Raw genomic sequence first — 18,926 nt, 5'->3', positions numbered from 1 at the left:
TCCGCCCGCCCCTCGGAAGGCTCACGCATGCGCGCAGTCGTCGGTGGTCTCGTTCTGGCCCTGCTGCTCCCGGCCCTACCAGCTCAAGCCGTGGAACCGGTGGTGACCGACCCCGCGGCGTACGTCGATCCGCTGATCGGCTCCGCCCGCGACGGCAACACCTGGCCCGGCGCCGTCCGCCCGTTCGGGATGATCTCGTGGAGCCCCACCAGCACCCGGGGCGACCAGACCAGCACGGGCGCGGCCAACGGCTACCAGTACGACGTGAAGCGGGTGCGCGGCTTCAGCCTCACCCACGTGAACGGCGCGGGCTGCAACCCCGGCGCGGCCGGCGACATCCCGATCCTGCCGTACGTCGGAGCGGTGGACACCTCACCGACCGCGGACACCAAGGACGCGAAGTACGCGAGCGACTTCAGTCACGCTCAAGAGGTCGCCAAACCCGGCCGGTACACCGTGACGCTGGCCAACGGGGTGAAGTCGGACCTCGCCGTCACCACTCGCGCGGGCGTCGGCGACTTCTCCTTCCCGGCCGAGGGCCGGCCCAACCTGCTCTTCCGCACGTCGAACTCGCTGAACGGCAGCGAGGACGCCGAGATCAGCATCGACGCGGCGAACCGCAAGGTCACCGGCTCGGTGCTCACCGGCGCCTTCTGCGGCCGCCGCGCGAACGGCGGCACGAACAACCGCAAGACCTACTACCGGCTGCACTTCACTGCCTCCTTCGACCAGCCGGTCGTTGCCACCGGCACCTGGAAGGACAGCACGATCACGCCGGGCGGCACCCGAACCACCGGTGGTGAGGGCTATGCCACCGGAACGGACCGGGCCGGCCGCGGCTCCGGCGGGTACGTCAGCTTCGCGCCCGGCGCCAAGGTGCGGATGCGGATCGGCATCTCCTATGTGAGCCTGCAGGGCGCGGAGCAGAACCTGGCCGCCGAGATCCGCCAGGACGCGACCGTCAACCGGATCGCCAACGACGGCTACCGGGACTGGAAGAACGAGTTGCAGAACGTTCGCATCCACGGCGGGACCGACGCGCAGCGAACCACCTTCTACACCGCGCTCTACCACGCGATGCTGCAGCCGAACATCTTCAACGACGTCGACGGCAGGTACCTCGGCACCGACCAGCAGATCCATCGACTTGCCCCCGGACAGCGGGCGCAGTACGGGACCTTCTCGGGATGGGACCAGTACCGCGCGCACATCCAGCTGCTCGCGCTGCTGAAGCCGGACGTCGCGGGTGACTTCGCGCAGTCCATGTATCAGTTCGCCCAGCAGAACAAGGGCATCTGGGACCGCTGGCTGCACAACAACGGCGCAACACACGTGATGACCGGCGATCCCGCGGCGCCGACCCTGGCGACCTTCGCGGCGATGGGAGTCGGCAACTTCGACACCGTCGGCGCCTACGACTCCTTGGTGCGCCAGGCAACCGTGCAGAACGCGGAGGCAGAACTGGACGGTGGTTGCCCAGGGCAATGCACCGGGCAACGACCCGCGCTGAACACCTACCTGGCGAAGCACTATGCACCCCAGGACGCCTGCCACTGCTGGGGTGGCGCCGCCGAGACGCTGGAGAACTCGCTGGCCGACTTCTCCCTGGCCCAGTGGGGGTCCCGGCTCGGGAAGCCCACCGCTGACCTGGCCGACCGCGGCACGTGGTGGAAGAACACCTTCGATCCCGCCGTGGGCTATCAGCGAGCGCGCAAGGCGGACGGCACCTGGCAGCCAGGCTTCACGCCGTCGACGGACGTCGGATTCGCGCAGGGATCCAGCGCGACGTACACCTGGATGGTGCCGCAGGACGTGTCGGGGCTGGCCGAAGCGATCGGCGGCAACGTCGTCGAGCGTCTGGACGGCTTCTTCCACGACGCGGCCGGGAACTGGGCCGTCAAGGGCGGCAGCGCTCTTCGGTACGACCCGACCAACGAGCCCGGGCTGCACACTCCGTGGCTCTACAACGGACTCGGGTTGGCGTGGAAGACGCAGGCGACGACGCGCGAGATCGTGGACACCGTCTACGGCACCGGCCCGTCGGGCCTGCCGGGCAACGACGATCTCGGCACGCTCTCGGCCTGGTACGTCTTCGCCGCGATCGGCGTCTTCCCGCAGACTCCCGGCCGGGCCGAACTGCTCGTCGGCAGCCCGTTGTTCCCGAAGGTCGACCTGCACCGCAGCAACGGCGTACGGCTGACTGTCGAGGCCCCGGCGACCTCGGACACCAACCAGTACGTCGAATCGCTGTCCCTCGACGGCAAGGAGCGCGGCGAATCCTGGCTGCCGGAGTCGTTCGTCACCGAAGGCGGCCGGATCACCGTGAAGCTGGGAGCGGCACCCACGAACTGGGGCACCGCTCCCGTCGATCGCTGATCAGCTTCCGGTCGCCCGGCGGAACTCGTCGTTGGGCGTCTGGAGGCTGCCGAGGCTGGTGACCTCGCGCCGGAAGAACAGCGCGAGGGTCCAGTCCAGGATGACCCGGGCCTTGCGGTTGAAGGTGGGGACCCGGGACACGTGGTAGGTCCGGTGCAGGAACCAGGCCGGCCAGCCCTTGATCTTCACGCCGTACAGCTGGGCGACGCCCTTGTGCAGGCCGAGGCTGGCCACCGAGCCGACGTACTTGTGCTTGTAGTCCTGCGGGGCCTGCCCGTCGACCACGCGCAGGATGTTCGCCGCGAGCCGGTGGGCCTGACGGACGGCGTGCTGCGCGTTCGGCGCGCAGTACGCGCCGGTCTCGGAGGTCAGGTCCGGTACGGCGGCGTTGTCACCGGCGGACCAGGCGTCCTCGACCCCCTCGATCCGCAGGTTGGCCAGGCACTTGACCCGGCCGCGCTCGTCCAGCGGGAAACCGGTCTGCGCGAGGGCCGGGTTGGCCTTCACACCGGCGGTCCAGACGATCGTGTCGGCGTCGAACTCCTCGCCGTCGCTGAGCACGACGCGGCCCTTCTCGCAGGACTCCAGCCGGGTCTCCAGCTTGATGTCCATCTTGCGCTTGCGCAGCTGCTCGACGGTGTACTGCCCGAGCTCCGGGCCGACCTCGGGCAGGATCCGGTTGGTCGCCTCGACCAGCACCCAGCGCATGTCCTCGGGCGTGATGTTGTCGTAGTACCGGGTGGCGTAGCGGGCCATGTCCTCGAGCTCGGCGAACGCCTCGATGCCGGCGTACCCGCCGCCGACGAAGACGAAGGTGAGCGCGGACTTGCGCAGTACCGGGTCCGGCTGTGACGACGCGACGTCGAGCCGGTCGAGCACCTTGTTGCGCAAGGCGATCGCCTCCTCGACGTTCTTGAACCCGGTGGCCTCCTCGGCCAGCCCCGGGATCGGCAGCGTCCGGGCGATCGAGCCGATCGCGATCACGACCTGGTCGTAGGCGAGCTCGTAGTCGGGCCCCTCCTCGGGCATCACCTTCGCGACCTTGCGCTCGTGGTCGATGCCGGTCACCCGGCCGGTGACCACGCGGCAGCCCTTGAGCGTCTTGCGCAGCGGCACGACGACGTGCCGCGGCTCGACCGAACCGGCCGCCGCCTCGGGCAGGAACGGCTGGTAGGTCATCACCGAGCGGGGGTCGACGACGGTGACCCGGACCTTCCCCCGGCGGGCGGCCTTGCGCAGGCCGTACGCGGTGTACATCCCGACGTAACCGCCTCCGACGACGAGGATGTGCGGTACCTGGGCTGCCATTGCCTTCACTCTCCCTGAGTGGTGCTCCAACTTCATGTCCACTTCAGCATAACGGCCTCGTGAAAACTTTCACAAACCCTCTGCCGGGTGATCTCAACCACCGGGACTCCCTCGCTGGAGGGACTCCCATCCCCTACTGTGCGGCCTCGACCGGCCGGGTCCTAGCGAAAACGGATTACAGGCCTGCGATCGTTTTGGCTCGGAGCATCACCGCGTCGGTCATCGACTCGGTCAGTTTGCCGGTGAAGGTGTTCTGCTGACTGGGATGGAAACAGCCGAGCACGGTGACCTCGCCGTACGGACCCGGTACGGCGTACTCGACGGCGTGACCGAACTTCGGGCGCGGTTTCGGGACCTGGCCGCCGACCGTCTGGAGGGCGTTGAGCAGGACGTCGAAACCGAACTTGCCGAGGCAGACGATCGCTCGCGTCGAGGGCAGCACGAGCTCCAGCTCGCGCTTGAACCATGGGGAGCAGGTGTCGCGCTCCGACGGAGTCGGCTTGTTGGCCGGCGGAGCGCAGCGGACAGCGGCCATCATCCGGGCGCCGAGCAGGTGCAAGCCGTCGCCGGCGTGCTCGCTGGTCGATTGCGAGGCGAGGCCGATCCGGTGGAGCGAGGCGAACAGCCAGTCACCCGAGCGGTCCCCGGTGAAAATCCGGCCGGTGCGGTTGCCGCCGTTCGCGGCCGGGGCCAGCCCCGCGATCAGCACTCGTGGCGCGGGATCACCCCAGCCTGCGATCGGCCGGCCCCAGTAGGGCTGGCCGGCGAAGGACTTTCGCTTGCCTATGGCAACTTCTTCGCGCCAGGCGACCAGCCGGTCGCAAGCGCGGCAGACGGACGACCGGGCTTCGAGTTCGGCCAGGTCGTCCGTCCGCGCGAGTTCGCTGACGTCCGCGGCGTCGCGCGCTACCGGCGTACTGCGGGCCGCTGGGTCCTCGGGCCAGCCCGTTCCCGGCGGCACCGGACTGTCGTACAGATCTCCGGTCAGTGGGTGCGGCAGTCGCATTCAGCCAGGTTAGTGCGTCTCCACCGACTGCAGCGCGGGTGCGACGGGCGCGACCGGCGCGGGCGCCGAGGAGCCACGGCGCCGGGCTGCCGGGACCAGGAGGGCGAGCAGTACGGCAGCGGCCGACAGGGCGGCGAGCACGATGAAGGCGTCGGTGAAGCCGGCTTCGCGCGGCAGGCCGTTGGTGGCCGTGTGCGCGGTGATGATCGAACTGACCACCGCGGTGCCGATCGAGCCGCCGATCGTGCGGATGTTCGCGTTCATGCCGCTCGCGGCGCCGGTCTGGTGCTGCGGCACGTTCTGCACGATCAGGCTGGTCATCGAGGCGTAGGCGAGCCCGATGCCGAGCCCGAACACTCCCCCGGCCGCTGCGACCTGCCAGGGCCGGTCGTGGAACAGCGCGAACGCCGTACAGGAGACGAAGCCGAAGGCCGAACCAAGGATCAGCTGGGCCTTGACGTCGAAGCGCGGCGCAACGGGGCCGCTCAGCGACCCGGCGAGCGCCATCCCGACCAGCATGGGCAGCATCAGCAGCCCGGCCCGGGTGACCGTCGCGCCGAAGCCGTAGCCGGTCGAGGCCGGGACCTGCATGAACTGCGGCACGAACGCGTAGACCGCGAACATCGCGGCGCCGAAGAGCAGCGCGACCAGGTTGGTCGTCCAGACCGCGGGCAGGCGCATCATCCGCATGTCGATCAGCGGGTTGCGCGAGCGGAGCTCGATCGCCACCCAGCCGGCGAAGAGCACCACCGCGAGCACGAGCAGCCCTGTCGTGCGGCCGGAGCCCCAGCCCCAGACAGTCGCCTTGCTGAGCGGGAGCAGGAGCGCGACCAGCCAGCTGGACAGCGCGGCGGCGGCGAACCAGTCGACCCGGCCCGGATGACGCGACGGCGACTCAGGCACGAACCGGTACGCCGCGAGCATCGCGAGGCCGATCACCACCAGCGGGATCCAGAACAGCCAGCGCCAGTCGAGGTTCTGCACGACCGGCCCGGCGAGCACGATGCCGAGTCCGCCGCCACCGGCGATCACGGCCGACAGGATGCCGACCAGCGACGGCACTCGCTCGGCCGGGAACTCGTCGTGGACGATCCCGAACGCGAGCGGGAAGATCGCGCCGCCGAGGCCCTGGACCACCCGGCCGGCGATCAGTACGCCGATGGTCGGGGCGAGCGCGGCGATCAGGGAGCCGGCCGCGACGGCCGCCAGGGCGATCAACAGGGTGCGCTTCTTGCCGGCCAGATCGCCGATCCGGCCGAGGAGCGGGGTGGCCACGGAGGCCGAAAGCAGCCAGGCGGTCAGGGTCCAGGTCACGGTGCCCTGGGAGGTGTGCAGGTCGCGCTGGATCACCGGGAGCGCGGGGCTGACCAGGGACTGCAGCATCGAGAACGAGGCCGCGGCCGTAGCCAGGACGAGCAGGGTGATCCGCGCAGAAGACGTGCTTGTACGCATCAGGAGATTCCTTCGGAAGATGCCTTCAGCTAAAGTTGAGGCGTACCTCCACTATAACGGAGGTATACCTCCGTTTCTAGTCGATAGGGTGGCTGAGGTGACCGAGACCACAAAAGCCGGCACTGCGCGCGCAGGGCTGAGCATCGCCATCAAACGCCCGCACCGCGCGGACGCCCGCCGCAACTTCGACGCCCTGCTGGCCGCGGCCCGGGACGCCTTCGCCGAGCACGGAGCCGGTGCGTCGCTGGAGGACATCGCCCGGCACGCGGGCGTCGGCATCGGGACGCTCTACCGCAACTTCCCGACCCGGCAGGACCTCTTCGACGCCGTCTACTTCGGCGAGATCGAGGAGCTGTGCGCCGCGGCGGACGAGGTCGCCGAACTCCCGCCGTGGGAGGCGCTGGAGACCTGGCTGCAGCGCTTCGTCGGCTACGCCGCGACCAAGCGGGCGATCGTCGAGGAGCTGAACCGCGACTCCGACATGTTCCGCACCGCCCGCGAGGCGATGTACGACGCCGGCCGGCCGCTCTTCGACCAAGCCCAGCAAGCAGGCGCGATCCGCCCCGACACCAGCTTCGACGACGTCCTCCGGATGGTCAGCGGCCTGACCGCAGCCGGCTTCGTCGACGAAGCCCAACGCACCCGAGTCCTCAAACTCGCCCTCGACGGCCTGCGCCCCCGGTGATCGTCGTACACAACGACAGGCAGTAGTCCCCGACCACGCCGGCTCTCCCGCTCGAGCACCAAGCTGAGCGCCTCGAATTCGACACCACTGCCTGTCGCTATGCACGCCACCTACGCTGTGGCGGATGGCGCACAAGGTGATCGGGGTCGTCGCATCGGCAACCGGTGGTGTCGAGCAACTCAGTGTCGGGTTGCTGGAGCCTCTGATCCAGCTGGGTCACCGAGTCGCGCTCACGCTCACGCCGACCGCGGCGGGCTGGTTCTCCCCCGCCGAACTGCAGGCACTCGAGCAGCTCACCGGCCTACCGGTCCGCTCGAAGCCCCGGCTGCCCGGCGAGCCGCGTCCTCATCCGCCGATCGACCTCTTCGTCGCCGCGCCGCTGAGCGCCAACTCGGTGGCGAAGCTCGCGCTGGGCATCGGCGACAGCCAGGCGCTGACAGTGCTGTCGGAAGCGCTCGGCAGCATTCCGATGATCGTCTTTCCCAAGGTGAATGCCGCCCACACCCGGCATCCGGCCTGGGCCGGGCATCTCGACACGCTGCGCCGAGGTGGCGCCGAGCTGGTCGAGTGGGAACTACTGGAACCTCGGACGGGAACCAGCGGTCGACCCTTGCCCTGGCAAGAGATCATCGGCCTCGTCCAGGCGCGACTACTGGCGGGCGAGAGCTAGCGCCACTCCGTCGAGGATGTCGTGTTCGGACACCAGTACGCCGTCCTGGTCGAGGCGGTCGTGCAGGCGTTGGAGGATGAGCGCGCCGGCTCCGATCACGTCCACCCGGCCGGGGTGGATGGCCGGTACGTCGGCGCGGGCCATCCGGGTCGAGCCCATCAGCCACGAGGTCGTGTCGAGCAGTTGTGCGGCGTCGATCCGGGCGTGGTGGATCGCTCCCGCGGAGTACTCGGTCAGCTTCAGCGCGACCGCGGCGACGGTGGTGACCGTTCCCGCGACCCCGATCAGCGAGCGTGCCTGGTCCAGCGGGACCGAGGTCGAGTCGAGCAGCGCGTCGATGTCCTTGGTGGCCGCCGCCATCTCCTCGATCGTCGCGGGGTCCGAGGGCAGGTGGCGCTCGGTCATCCGCACGGAGCCCATGTCGAGCGACTCGGCCGCCAGTACGCCGTTCTCGTCGCCCAGCACCAGCTCGGTCGAGCCGCCACCGATGTCGGCCACCAAGTACGGGCCCGGGATCTCCAGGGCCGCCAGCCCCAAGGTCGCGCCCTGGAAGCTCAGCGCCGCCTCTTCGTCGCCGGAGATGATGTCCGGCTGAACGCCGAGCCGGTCGAGGACCCCGGCGAAGAACTCGTCGCGGTTGCTCACGTCCCGCGCCGCCGAGGTGGCGACGAAGCGCAGCCGGTCGACGCCGGCGGACCGCACGATCTCGGCGTACTCGCCGCATGCCTCGAAGGTGCGCAGCAGGGCATCCGCGGCGAAGGCGCCGGTGGAGTCGACCCCTTGCCCGAGCCGGACGATGCGCATCTGCCGGTCGACCTCGGTCAGCTCGCCGTTGGCGTAGTCGGCGATCAGGAGCCGGATCGAGTTGGTGCCGCAGTCGATCGCGGCCACCCGCACCGGCCGGATGGACGTGGCACTCTCAGGCACGGCACTCTCAGGCACGGCAGCACCTTCCGGCTGGTCAGACACACGGACCTCGGCGGGACCACTCCGGGAGCAGGGCCAGGGCTTCGTCGCCCAGCGGGTTCACGCCGGGCCCGGCAGCCAGGGAGTGGCCCACCAGGACGTGCAGGCACTTCACGCGCGTCGGCATACCGCCGGCACTGATCCCCGCGATCTCCGGTACGTCGCCCAGCAACTCGCGGCGGCGGAGATAGTCCTCATGCGCCAACTGGTAGCGAGCGGCCAGGTCCTCGTCCTCGCCGAGCCGGTCCGTCATCTCCTTCATCACGCCCTCCGCCTCGAGCGTGCCGATGGCCGAGGCGAGCCGCGGGCAGGTGAGGTAGAACGTGGTCGGGAACGGAGTGCCGTCGGGCAGCCGTGGTTCGGTCTCCACCACGTCGGGCAGGCCGCAGCCGCAGCGGTGCGCGATCGAGCGGATCCCGCGGGCCGGACGGCCGAGTTGCTCGCTGACGGCCGAGACGTCCTCGGGTGAAACGCTCACCTGCTGCCCTTCGGTGGTGCGGTCAGAACTGGTTTGGGGGTCGGCTTCGAGGTGGCCGGCTTGACCGGCTGCGGCGGTTGGCCAGCGCCTTCGACGCTGCCCCAGAGCTTGGTGTACCAGGTCGGCTCCGGCGGCTCGTCGGCCTTCGGGTCCACCGGGCCGGCCGGTTCGGGCGGCGCACCGACCGGTTTGCCGTCCGCGCCGATCACCCGGTAGCCGATCTCGCCCGGCATCACCCAGCCGAGCCGTTGCCGGGCCTGCGCCTTGACGTAGGCGTCGTCGTTCCAGCGGGAGATCTCGTTGTCGAGCTGGTCGACGCGTTTCTCCCGGTCGCGGATCTCCTGCTGCAGCGTGCTGATCTGCTGGTGCTGGTCGAACCAGACCCGCAGGCTCTGCGCGTACGACACGATCAGCGCACCGAGCACGAGCAGCACGACGGCTGCCCGGCCGGTGAGGTTGCGGGAACCCCGGGTCCGGGGTGGACCGGGCGGGGTTCCCGTCGTACGCCGTTTGGGCGGCTGGTTGCCGTCCCGGCGGGCAGGTGGGCGCGACTGGCTACGACTCGTCGGTCGCGAGCCTGGGCGCGCACCTGGATCCCGGCGGGAGGACATCTCAGCAGCTTACGTCGTCAGCCCTTGAAACGAGGGAAGGCCGAGCGGCCGGCGTACCGGGCCGCGTCGTCGAGCTCCTCCTCGATCCGGAGCAGCTGGTTGTACTTCGCCGTACGGTCGGACCGGGCCGGGGCGCCGGACTTGATCTGGCCGCAGTTGGTCGCCACCGCGAGGTCGGCGATCGTGGTGTCCTCGGTCTCGCCGGAACGGTGGCTCATCATGCAGGCGAAGCCGTTGCGGTGGGCCAGGTCGACGGCGTCCAGGGTCTCGGTCAGCGAGCCGATCTGGTTCACCTTGACCAGCAGGGCGTTGGCCGCCTTCTCGTCGATGCCGCGCTGCAGCCGCTCGACCTGGGTGACGAACAGGTCGTCGCCGACCACCTGGATCTTGTCACCGAGCTGGGCGCTGAGGTTCTTCCAGCCCTCCCAGTCCTCCTCGTTCAGCGGGTCCTCGATCGACACGATCGGGTACGACGCGACCAGGTCGGCGTAGTACGCGATCATCTCGTCGGACGACTTCTTGCCACCCTCGAAGGCGTAGACGCCGTCGGTGTGGAACTCGCTCGCGGCCACGTCCATCGCCAGCGCGATGTCCTCGCCGGGCTTGAAGCCGGCCCGCTCGATCGCGACCAGGATCAGGTCCAGCGCGTCGCGGTTGCTCGGCAGGTTCGGGGCGAAGCCGCCCTCGTCGCCGAGGCCGGTGGACAGGCCTTTCTCCTTCAGCACGGCCTTCAGCGCGTGGTAGACGGTCGCACCCTGCATCAGGGCGTCGGAGTACGTCGACGCGCCGATCGGGGCGATCATGAACTCCTGCACGTCGACATTGCTGTCCGCGTGCGAGCCGCCGTTGAGGATGTTCATCATCGGCACCGGCAGCACGTGCGCGTTCGGCCCGCCGACGTAGCGGTAGAGGTCCAGACCGGCGCTCTCGGCGGCGGCCTTGGCGACCGCGAGGCTGACGCCGAGGATGGCGTTCGCGCCCAGCTTGGACTTGTTCGGCGTACCGTCCAGGTCGATCAGGGCCTGGTCGATCAGCCGCTGCTCGTGGACGTCGTAGCCGACGATCTCCTTGTCGATGTCCTCCAGGATGGCCGTGATGGCCTTCTGGACACCCTTGCCGCCGTAACGGGACTTGTCCCCGTCACGCAGCTCGACGGCCTCGAACTGGCCGGTGGAAGCTCCCGACGGCACAGCCGCCCGGGATACGGTGTCGTCGTCGAGGAGAACCTCGACCTCGACAGTGGGGTTACCGCGCGAGTCAAGAATCTCGCGGGCGCCGACGGCCTCGATGGTGGCCACATCTACTCCCTTGTTCACACCTGATGTCAGCCCCGAGCCTAGCGGCCAGACCAGACACCTCAGTGGACCGCGTCCGCCTTCAGTACTTCGACGATTGCATCCGGCGGAACCTCACGGACCAGCAGAACCCCGTTGGGCGCCACGAAAACAGGCTGCCCGAGCCGCTGGGGGTCGCTTCCGAGCAGGACGTCCACCCTGGATCGCCTTCCCACGTGACTGTTCTGGGCCGGCGCAAGGTGCACATGAGTACGCCGTCCCGGCCGCAGGCCGGTGCGCAAGATCGCGTCCAGGACGGTCAGGTTGGTGCCGTGCCAGAGCAGCCCGGCCGGCCTCACCCGTCGCCAACTGTCCACTTCTAGCAGGTTGCAGACGTCTTCGATCGACGCCCAGCCGTCTGCTGCCATGGCGAGTCCCCGCTCACCGGCGATGTGTCTGAGCAGTCGCGACAACTGCCTGCTGACCCGGCTCACGAGCCAAAGCGTGTCAGACGAGGAATGGAGAGCCAATCCCACCAACGGTAGGATGACTGCATGGGTGAACCGGCACGCACGGACAAGGTGAGCGTCACCATTCCCTCCGACCTGGCTGCCGAGCTCAGGGCACGGGCCGGCCGGGGCAACGTTTCGGCGTACGTGACTGACGCGCTGGTTCGCCAGCTGGAGCACGACCGGCTCGGCGATCTGCTGGCCGAACTGGCGGAGCAGCATGGGCCGGTGACCGAGGAAGAACTCGCTCAGGCTCGTGCCGAATGGCCCGGTCGGTGAGCCCTCGCAAGCGGGTGCCTTCTGCCGCGCAGGGAACTCTTGTCCTGGACAACGAGGGCCTGTCGCGGGCTGCGACCGATCGCGCGATGTACGTCAGGTTGCAGGCCGCATACCTCGATGGCCGCCGAGTGGTCACCTCGGCCGCGATCCTTGCTGAAGCCTTGCGCGGCACCGCACGCGATGCAGGGGTCTACCGCATCCTCGGCGGCGTCGTGGTTCAGCCGGTGACTCAAGCGGTCGGTGAACGTGCGGGCAAGCTGATCGGTGCTGCCGGCCTGGGATCCGGGCAGGCGGTAGATGCGATTCTGGTCGCCACCGCCCTCGCTGAGCCCGGTCCGATCGTCATCGCGACCTCCGATCTCGGCGATCTGATCGCCCTGGTCGGTGACGAGTCCAGAGTCTCGGTCGTCGCCGCCGACAAACTCTGAGTTCAGTGCGAGCTGAACCAGGTTCGGGCGTGGGTGAGGCCGATTTGGTTGCCGTTGTCGGTGGTGAGGCCGGTTTGGTCGTCGGTGGAGACGCGCCAGGCGAAGTATGCGGCTTGGACTGCGTGGCGGAAGCGCGAGAAGGCGGGGAGGCCGGTGGTGAGTTCTTCGGTCAGGTCGGGGCGGGCGGCGAGGTAGGCGGGGATCAGGTGGGTGTCCGTGCCGGCGTACATGACAGCTGAGGCGACGTCGTAGAGCAGCGGGCCGATCATGTAGCTGCCCCAGTCGATCAGGGCGGTGCCGCCGTCGGGTTGACGGATGAACGCTTCCGGGGACGGGTCACCGTGGAGGCCGGCCCAAGTGAGGGAGTTCAGAGCCCGTACGGCGTCCAGCGCGCTCTCGACGGCCGGGCGGATCCAAGGCTCCAGGTCCAGATAGGCGTCCAGGCAGGTGACCAGCTCGAACCACTTCTCCACGTCACCGGCCGGCTCCTGCGCGATCACGTGCACCCGCGCGAGCGTCGTACCGATGGCTCGCTGGTCCTCCGGTGTGCCCGTTAGTGGAGTGCCGTCGACGTGATCCAGTACTGCGAGTTGCAGCTCGCCCCACGGCTCAGTCAGCCGCCCGCTGGTGCTCGGCACAGGCGCACCGGTCGTCAAGCCGGAACGAGCGAGGCGCGTAGCCAGCTCCAGCCCGGGCTCGAACGAGGAATCGCCCCGCTTGACGGCCTTCGCGACCAGCTTGGAGCCGCCGGAGACGATGAGCCAGGTTCGCGAGTTCATCCCGCCGTCCAGCACGTCCGCGCCGTCGACGCTCAGACCCCAGCGCTGCGCCAGTACGTCGGTGAGCTCCACGCCGGCCACCCTGTCAGGCGGTCACCGTGCGCGTCGAAGGAATTACTGAGCTTCGGCGGTCCGCACGTGGTCGGCCAGGCGATGCGTGGCCGATCGGAGTGCCTGCTCAGGGTCTACGCCGAGCGCACGAGCCTTGCGGACGAGCTCCAGGAGTTCAGCCCCGATGAGGGTGTCTTCCGGGGAGGCAGGGTCAGCCGCGGCAGGTAACTCGGCAGTGCCAAGGCCCTGGGCGTCGGCAGGAAGAATCTTCGCGGCTCGACCGAGAACCTTGTCGGCCAGCGCCAGGGCGGGAAGCGCCAGCGGGATGCCTTCGAGGACCGAGGTGCGTTGTTTCTCCGCGGCCTTGATGGTTTCCCAGTTCGCTTCGACGGCCGCGGAGTCCGCGGCGGTGACGTCGGCGAAGACGTGCGGGTGGCGGCGGATCAGCTTCTCGACCAGTCCCCCGGCGACGTCGTCGATCGAGAACCCGTCGTCCTCCTCCGAGATCTCCTCGGCGATGCGCGCGTGGAAAGCGACCTGCAGCAACAGATCGCCGAGTTCCTCGCGCAGATGCACGTAGTCGCCCGAGTCGATCGCCTCGAGCGTCTCGTAGGTCTCCTCCAGCAGGTACCGCGCCAAGCTGTGGTGGGTCTGCTCCTGGTCCCACGGACAGTTGCGGCGCAACCGGTCCATCACCCGCACCAGGTCGATCAGCCGCGCCCCCGGTACGTCGTACGAGCCGTGCACGATCTCCACCTCGTACGCCGGTCGCGGCTCCCGGCTCAGCTCGTCGGCGATCATTCGCAGCAGCGCGGGCTCACCGTCCTCGCCGACCAGCCACGCGACCTGACACCCCGTCGCGGCAGCGCCGGTGAGCCACGTCCACTGCTCGCCGACGTCACCGTCGATGTGCTGCACCACGAGTCCGGACCCGATCAGCGCCTGGACGTCGGGGCGCTCGGGTCCGGCCGACGCGCCGATGTGGTCGGCGGCGGCGAAGACCTGCCAGCCGGCCCGGGTCAGCAACCCGGGCGCGACTCGCGGACTGGTCAGAACGACCTTGACCGAACCCGACAAAACTCAGCCCTGCGGCTGCTCGACCGGCGGCTGCTCAGCGGGCGGCTGCTCGGCCGGCGGCTGCTCCTGCTGCTGCTGGCCCGCGGGCGGCTTCTTGGCCGCCTTCGTCTGGTCGGACAGCACCGACAGCGAGCCGGTGTCCTCACCCTGCTCGCCGTTGGAGACCTTGCTGCCGTCCCACTTGCCGTAGCGCGGGGCGACGTCGACGTCGATGTTCTTCGCCGCTTCCTCCACCAGCTTGGTACCGGCCGTGTTCTGGGCCGGTGCCTGCGGGTCCTTGATCGAGCCGCTGCCGCCGGCCAGCTTGATCCGGGCCACCAGCGCGCGGGCCGAGTTGCGCAGGAAGTCCTTGGTGACCGGGTCGGCGACGAACTTCTCGTACACCTGGGGGTCGAAGACGACCTTCGAGGCCTGGTCGATCTCGGCCTCGGTGACGGTGATCGAGCGCTGCTCCTGCACCTGGCCGGCCAGCACGTTGTCCACCAGCAGACCCAGGACGACGGTCGGCGTCACCTGCCCGCCACCGATCGCGGTCTGGATCGCCTCGGTGCTCTTGTCGACGTCGCCGACGCTGATCTCCTCGCCACCGACCGACGCCGCCGCGCCCGGGTGGGTGCCGGCGGCGCAACCGCCGAGCAGCAGCACCGAGGCCAGGGCCGCGCTCACTACCTGCACCTTGGCCGTCCGCAGCCGACGCGTTGTGCTCACCGAATCTCCTCGCGTTTCCAGTTCATGGTCATGCCGGTACCGGGGCCGGTTCGGCGATCACGTCGTCGATCAGCCGGGTGCACCACTGCAGCAGCTCCTGATCGCGAAGCGGCTGACCGGCGACCGGCCGGGTGACAGGTCTCGGCACCAGGATCGTACGCAGTTGCGGCTTGACCAGACTCTTCGGGTACAGCCTGTTCAGCCGCAGCACCTTCGAATCGGCCAGGTCGACCGGCCCGAACCTGATCAGATTGCCCTGCAGAGTGACGTCCTGCAGCCCCGCCTGCCGGGCGTGGTTGCGGAACTTCGCCACCTCGATCAGGTTCAGCACCGGCTGCGGGATGTCGCCGTACCGGTCGTGCAGTTCCTCGACCAGCTCCGCGATCCCGGCCTCGTCGCGCACCGCGGCCAGCCGCTGGTACATCTCCAGCCGCAACCGCTGGGACGGGACGTAGTCGTGCGGCAGGTGCGCGTCGATCGGCAGCTCGATCTTGACCTCGGGCTCGTCGGCCTGGGTGTCACCCCGGTACTCCGCGACCGCCTCGCCCACCAGCCGGACGTACAGGTCGAAGCCCACGTCGGCGATGTGACCGGACTGCTCGCCGCCGAGCAGGTTGCCGGCGCCGCGGATCTCGAGGTCCTTCATCGCGACCTGCATGCCGGCGCCGAGGTCGGCGTGCTGCGCGATGGTGGCCAGCCGGTCGTGCGCCGTCTCGGTCAGCGGCTTCTCCGGCGGGAAGAAGAAGTACGCGTAGGCCCGCTCGCGACCACGGCCGACCCGGCCGCGCAGCTGGTGCAGCTGGGACAGGCCGAGCAGGTCGGAGCGCTCGACGATCAGCGTGTTGGCGTTGGAGATGTCGATCCCGGACTCGACGATCGTCGTACAGACGATGACGTCGGACTCCTTCTCCCAGAAGCCCTGGATGACCTGCTCGAGCTGGTGCTCCGGCATCTGCCCGTGGGCGACGCTCACCCGGGCCTCCGGAACGAGCTGGCGGATCCGGGCGGCGGCCTTCTCGATCGTGTTCACCCGGTTGTGGACGAAGAAGACCTGGCCCTCGCGGAGCAGCTCGCGCCGGATCGCGGCGGTCACCTGGCCCTCCTCGTAGGCGCCGACGAAGGTCAGCACCGGGTGCCGTTCCTCCGGCGGGGTGGCGATGGTGGACATCTCGCGGATGCCGGTGATCGACATCTCCAGCGTCCGCGGGATCGGCGTCGCGGACATCGTCAGTACGTCGACCGCGGTCCGGAGCTGCTTGAGCTGCTCCTTGTGCTCGACGCCGAAGCGCTGCTCCTCGTCCACCACGACCAGGCCGAGATCCTTGAACGCGACCTCACCACCGAGCAGCCGATGGGTGCCGATGACGACGTCGACCGATCCGTCGGCCAGCCCGTCCAGCGTCCCCTTGGACTCCTTCTCGGTCTGGAACCGCGACAACGGCGCCACGTTCACCGGGAACGCGGCGTACCGCTCGGCGAAGGTGGCGTAGTGCTGCTGGACCAGCAGGGTGGTCGGCACCAGAACGGCGACCTGCTTGCCGTCCTGGACGGCCTTGAACGCGGCCCGTACCGCGATCTCGGTCTTGCCGTAACCGACGTCTCCACAGACGATCCGGTCCATCGGCGTGACGCGTTCCATGTCGTGCTTGACGTCGTCGATGGTGGCCAGCTGGTCGGGCGTCTCCACGAACGGGAACGCGTCCTCCAGCTCACGCTGCCAGGGCGTGTCCTTGGCGAAGGCGTGCCCCTTGGTCGCCTGGCGCGCGGCGTACAGCTTGATCAGTTCGCCGGCGATCTGGCGGACCGCCCGGCGCGCGCGGCCCTTGCGCTTGGCCCAGTCACCGCCGCCCATCTTGTCGAGCGTGGGCTGCTCGCCACCGACGTACCGGGTGACCTGGTCGAGCTGGTCGGTCGGCACGTACAGCCGGTCGCCCGGCTGGCCGCGCTTGCTCGGCGCGAACTCGATCACGATGTACTCGCGGGTGGCCTTCTGGGAGCCGGTGCCGACGGTGCGCTGGAGCATCTCGGCGTACCGGCCGACGCCGTGCTGTTCGTGCACGACGTAGTCGCCGGGGGCCAGCTCCAGCGGGTCGACCGTCTTCTTGCGGCGGCTCGGCATCCGTTGCTGGGAACGCCGTTCGGCGGCCGATCGCTGACCGGCCAGGTCGTTCTCGGTCAGTACCGCGAACTTGATGCCTTCGGCAATGAATCCGCGATCGAGCTGCCCCTGGGAGATCTGCACCACGCCGGTCGGCGGGATCTCGTCGATGCTGTCGACGCTGCGCGCGGGCAGCTCCGCCTCGGAGAACACCTCGGCCAGCCGTTGTGCCGGTCCTTGCCCCTCGGTGACGCAGACGACCCGCCAGCCGTCCCGCAGCCAGCCGCGGACGTCCTCGACGGCAGCAGCGGTCTCACCGCGGTACGGGTCGACCTCGCGGACCGCGACCTGGCGGCTGCGAACCGCTCCGGCCTCGGTGTCGATGTCGATCGAGACGCGCTCGCCCATCGAGTCGCGCAGGTCGCCCGGCACGTCGGCCGGAGCCGCCGCGAACGGCGACATGCTCCACCAGGCAAGGCCCTTCGCCAGCGCGTGCGACCGGACGTCGGCCAGCGACATGTACGCCGCGGCACCGAGGTCGATCGGCGCCTCACCACCACCGGCGGCCGCCGCCCAGGACGCCTCCAGGAACTCCTGGCTGGTCGCGACCAGGTCGTGCGCCCGCGCCCGGACCCGCTCGGGATCGCTGACCACGACGTGGGTGCCGGCCGGCATCAGGTCGACCAGCAGTTCCATGTCGTCGACCAGGACGGGCGCGAGCGACTCCATCCCTTCCACCGCGTGACCTTCGGCGAGCTTCTCGAACAGCTCGGACAGCTCCGGGTGCTCCTTGGCCAGTACCGCGGCGCGTGCGCGGACCTCGTCGGTCAGCAGCAGTTCGCGGCACGGCGGGGCCCACAGACCGTGCTGGGCGATCTCGAGCGAGCGCTGGTCGGCGACCGCGAAGTACCGGATCTCCTCCACGTCGTCCCCGAAGAAGTCGACCCGCAGCGGGTGCTCCTCGGTCGGCGGGAAGACGTCGATGATGCCGCCGCGGACGGCGAACTCGCCGCGTCGCTCGACCAGGTCGACCCGGTTGTACGCCGCTGCCGACAGCCGCTCGGTGACGTCCTCGAGTTCGGCGGTGTCGCCGACGTGCAACTGCACCGGGCGGAGATCGGCCAGCCCGGCGACCTGCGGCTGCAGGACGGAACGGACCGGGGCGACCAGGATCTTGATCGGGCCGGTGGTCTCGTCCGACGGATCGGGGTGCGCGAGCCGGCGCAGTACCGCGAGGCGCCGGCCGACCGTGTCGGAGCGCGGCGACAGCCGCTCGTGCGGGAGCGTCTCCCACGCCGGGTAGTAGGCGACCGTGCCGGGCTCGACCAGGCACTGCAGCGCCTCGGTGAGCTCCTCGGCCTCCCGGAAGGTGGCCGTCACGGCCAGTACGGGCCGATCCGCGCCGCGGGCGGCCGCGAGGGCCGCCATCAGCACCGGGCGTACCGGCCCGGGAGCGCTCAGGTCGAGCGTCGTGACCCCGTCGTTCCGGGCGTCACGGACAGCCTCGGCCACGACCGGATCGGTGATCAGTGTGTCGACCAGGCCGGCCAGTTTCACGAGTTGTACTTCCCTTGGGTGACTTCCAGACCATCCGTCAGCAAAGACTCGACCGCGTCGGCGGTGCGATCCACCGCGAACGGAAGGTCTTTGCGTTCGGTTGAGGAGAATTCGTTCAGCACGAAGTCGGCGGGGCTCTGCCGACCGGGCGGACGCCCCACGCCGACGCGCACTCGATAGTAGTCGCCGGTGCCGATCGACTTCCGGATCGACTTCAGACCGTTGTGGCCGTTGTCACCGCCGCCGTACTTGGCCCGGAGGACGCCGAAGTCGATGTCCAGTTCGTCGTGGAGCACGATCAGGCTCGCCGGCTCGACCTTGAAGAACTTCAGCAGGCCGGAGACCGGGCCGCCGGACTCGTTCATGTACGACCTGGGCTTGGCCAGGATCGTCCGGATCCCGCTGATCCTGGCCTCGACCACCTCGGCCTTGGCCTGCTTGTGCTGCTTGAAGCTGCCGCCGACCCGGGAGACCAGTTCGTCGGCGACCAGCTGGCCGACGTTGTGCCGGGTCCGGGCATAGGAAGGGCCGGGATTCCCCAGCCCGACGACCAACCACACGTCGTCCGCCACGGATCCCGGCCCTCCTGTCGAAGCTGTCGTACGGCGTGCTGA

The 18,926-nt window shown here is 69.4% G+C and carries 18 protein-coding genes; 5 read left to right on the top strand and 13 right to left on the bottom strand.

Translation table 11 applies throughout. From position 1 onward, the window contains the following. The first annotated feature begins 27 nt into the window (after positions 1 to 27). Complete coding sequence (locus OX958_RS08455; RefSeq protein ID WP_270136645.1) at positions 28 to 2,376, top strand: GH92 family glycosyl hydrolase; 2,349 nt, start codon at positions 28 to 30, stop codon at positions 2,374 to 2,376. Here the strand turns inward: OX958_RS08455 and OX958_RS08450 are convergent, their stop codons facing one another. From OX958_RS08450 to OX958_RS08440, 3 genes are all read right to left on the bottom strand, one after another. After that, on the bottom strand, positions 2,377 to 3,684 hold the full coding sequence (locus tag OX958_RS08450; RefSeq protein ID WP_270136644.1) for an NAD(P)/FAD-dependent oxidoreductase: 1,308 nt from the start codon (positions 3,682 to 3,684) through the stop codon (positions 2,377 to 2,379). 175 nt (positions 3,685 to 3,859) lie between these two features. Next, positions 3,860 to 4,690, bottom strand: coding sequence for a uracil-DNA glycosylase (locus OX958_RS08445; protein WP_270136642.1), 831 nt, complete (start codon positions 4,688 to 4,690; stop codon positions 3,860 to 3,862). Positions 4,691 to 4,699: 9 nt separating this feature from the next. After that, positions 4,700 to 6,142 (bottom strand): MFS transporter, encoded by a 1,443-nt coding sequence (locus OX958_RS08440; protein ID WP_270136641.1) that lies wholly within the window; start codon positions 6,140 to 6,142, stop codon positions 4,700 to 4,702. A 97-nt stretch (positions 6,143 to 6,239) separates the two neighbouring features. Here OX958_RS08440 and OX958_RS08435 point away from each other — a divergent pair, with 97 nt between their 5' ends. Both OX958_RS08435 and OX958_RS08430 read left to right on the top strand, forming a co-directional pair. After that, the gene (locus tag OX958_RS08435) at positions 6,240 to 6,827 is read left to right on the top strand and encodes a TetR/AcrR family transcriptional regulator (protein WP_270136640.1); all 588 of its coding nucleotides are present in this window, start codon (positions 6,240 to 6,242) and stop codon (positions 6,825 to 6,827) included. A 124-nt stretch (positions 6,828 to 6,951) separates the two neighbouring features. Continuing rightward, positions 6,952 to 7,497, top strand: coding sequence for a flavoprotein (locus tag OX958_RS08430; RefSeq protein ID WP_270136638.1), 546 nt, complete (start codon positions 6,952 to 6,954; stop codon positions 7,495 to 7,497). On the opposite strand, the gene OX958_RS08425 is transcribed toward OX958_RS08430, so the two are convergent. The 5 genes from OX958_RS08425 to OX958_RS08405 are packed head-to-tail and all read right to left on the bottom strand — an operon-like array spanning position 7,477 to position 11,320. Continuing rightward, entirely contained in the window at positions 7,477 to 8,439 is a 963-nt protein-coding gene (locus OX958_RS08425; RefSeq protein ID WP_270136637.1) for a Ppx/GppA phosphatase family protein, read from the bottom strand. The genes OX958_RS08430 and OX958_RS08425 overlap by 21 nt on opposite strands. Before the next feature lie 19 nt (positions 8,440 to 8,458). Further along, positions 8,459 to 8,941: a DUF501 domain-containing protein gene (locus tag OX958_RS08420; protein ID WP_270136636.1), complete on the bottom strand. Its 483-nt coding sequence runs from the start codon at positions 8,939 to 8,941 to the stop codon at positions 8,459 to 8,461. After that, positions 8,938 to 9,552 carry an FtsB family cell division protein gene (locus OX958_RS08415; RefSeq protein ID WP_270136635.1) on the bottom strand — a complete coding sequence of 205 codons (615 nt, stop codon included), beginning with the start codon at positions 9,550 to 9,552 and terminating at the stop codon, positions 8,938 to 8,940. Before OX958_RS08415 ends, OX958_RS08420 begins: the two co-directional genes overlap by 4 nt. Positions 9,553 to 9,569: 17 nt before the next feature. Further along, positions 9,570 to 10,850 (bottom strand): phosphopyruvate hydratase, encoded by a 1,281-nt coding sequence (gene eno / locus OX958_RS08410; RefSeq protein ID WP_270136634.1) that lies wholly within the window; start codon positions 10,848 to 10,850, stop codon positions 9,570 to 9,572. A gap of 59 nt (positions 10,851 to 10,909) precedes the next feature. Further along, a complete protein-coding gene (locus tag OX958_RS08405) occupies positions 10,910 to 11,320 on the bottom strand; it encodes an RNA 2'-phosphotransferase (protein ID WP_270136633.1) in 411 nt (136 codons plus the stop codon). Between the two features lie 60 nt (positions 11,321 to 11,380). On the opposite strand from OX958_RS08405, the gene OX958_RS08400 reads away from it, so the two are divergent. Both OX958_RS08400 and OX958_RS08395 read left to right on the top strand, forming a co-directional pair. Then, positions 11,381 to 11,614, top strand: a complete 234-nt coding sequence (locus OX958_RS08400; protein WP_270136632.1) for a hypothetical protein — start codon at positions 11,381 to 11,383, stop codon at positions 11,612 to 11,614. Continuing rightward, positions 11,611 to 12,042, top strand: a complete 432-nt coding sequence (locus OX958_RS08395) for a PIN domain-containing protein (RefSeq protein ID WP_270136631.1) — start codon at positions 11,611 to 11,613, stop codon at positions 12,040 to 12,042. Before OX958_RS08400 ends, OX958_RS08395 begins: the two co-directional genes overlap by 4 nt. Before the next feature lie 2 nt (positions 12,043 to 12,044). Here OX958_RS08395 and OX958_RS08390 read toward each other — a convergent pair whose 3' ends face one another. The 5 genes from OX958_RS08390 to pth are packed head-to-tail and all read right to left on the bottom strand — an operon-like array spanning position 12,045 to position 18,884. Then, positions 12,045 to 12,893: a phosphotransferase enzyme family protein gene (locus tag OX958_RS08390; RefSeq protein WP_270136630.1), complete on the bottom strand. Its 849-nt coding sequence runs from the start codon at positions 12,891 to 12,893 to the stop codon at positions 12,045 to 12,047. Between the two features lie 42 nt (positions 12,894 to 12,935). Next, entirely contained in the window at positions 12,936 to 13,949 is a 1,014-nt protein-coding gene (locus tag OX958_RS08385) for a MazG family protein (protein WP_270136629.1), read from the bottom strand. 3 nt (positions 13,950 to 13,952) lie between these two features. Further along, positions 13,953 to 14,657 (bottom strand): hypothetical protein, encoded by a 705-nt coding sequence (locus OX958_RS08380; RefSeq protein ID WP_270136628.1) that lies wholly within the window; start codon positions 14,655 to 14,657, stop codon positions 13,953 to 13,955. Between the two features lie 28 nt (positions 14,658 to 14,685). Further along, complete coding sequence (gene mfd, locus OX958_RS08375) at positions 14,686 to 18,312, bottom strand: transcription-repair coupling factor (RefSeq protein WP_270136627.1); 3,627 nt, start codon at positions 18,310 to 18,312, stop codon at positions 14,686 to 14,688. Next, positions 18,309 to 18,884 (bottom strand): aminoacyl-tRNA hydrolase, encoded by a 576-nt coding sequence (gene pth / locus OX958_RS08370; protein WP_270136626.1) that lies wholly within the window; start codon positions 18,882 to 18,884, stop codon positions 18,309 to 18,311. The genes mfd and pth overlap by 4 nt, the downstream gene beginning before the upstream one ends. Between the last annotated feature and the right edge of the window lie 42 nt (positions 18,885 to 18,926).

It is taken from the genome of Kribbella sp. CA-293567, from assembly GCF_027627575.1.
Classification (GTDB): domain Bacteria; phylum Actinomycetota; class Actinomycetes; order Propionibacteriales; family Kribbellaceae; genus Kribbella.
This window is presented reverse-complemented; position numbering and strand designations above follow the sequence as displayed.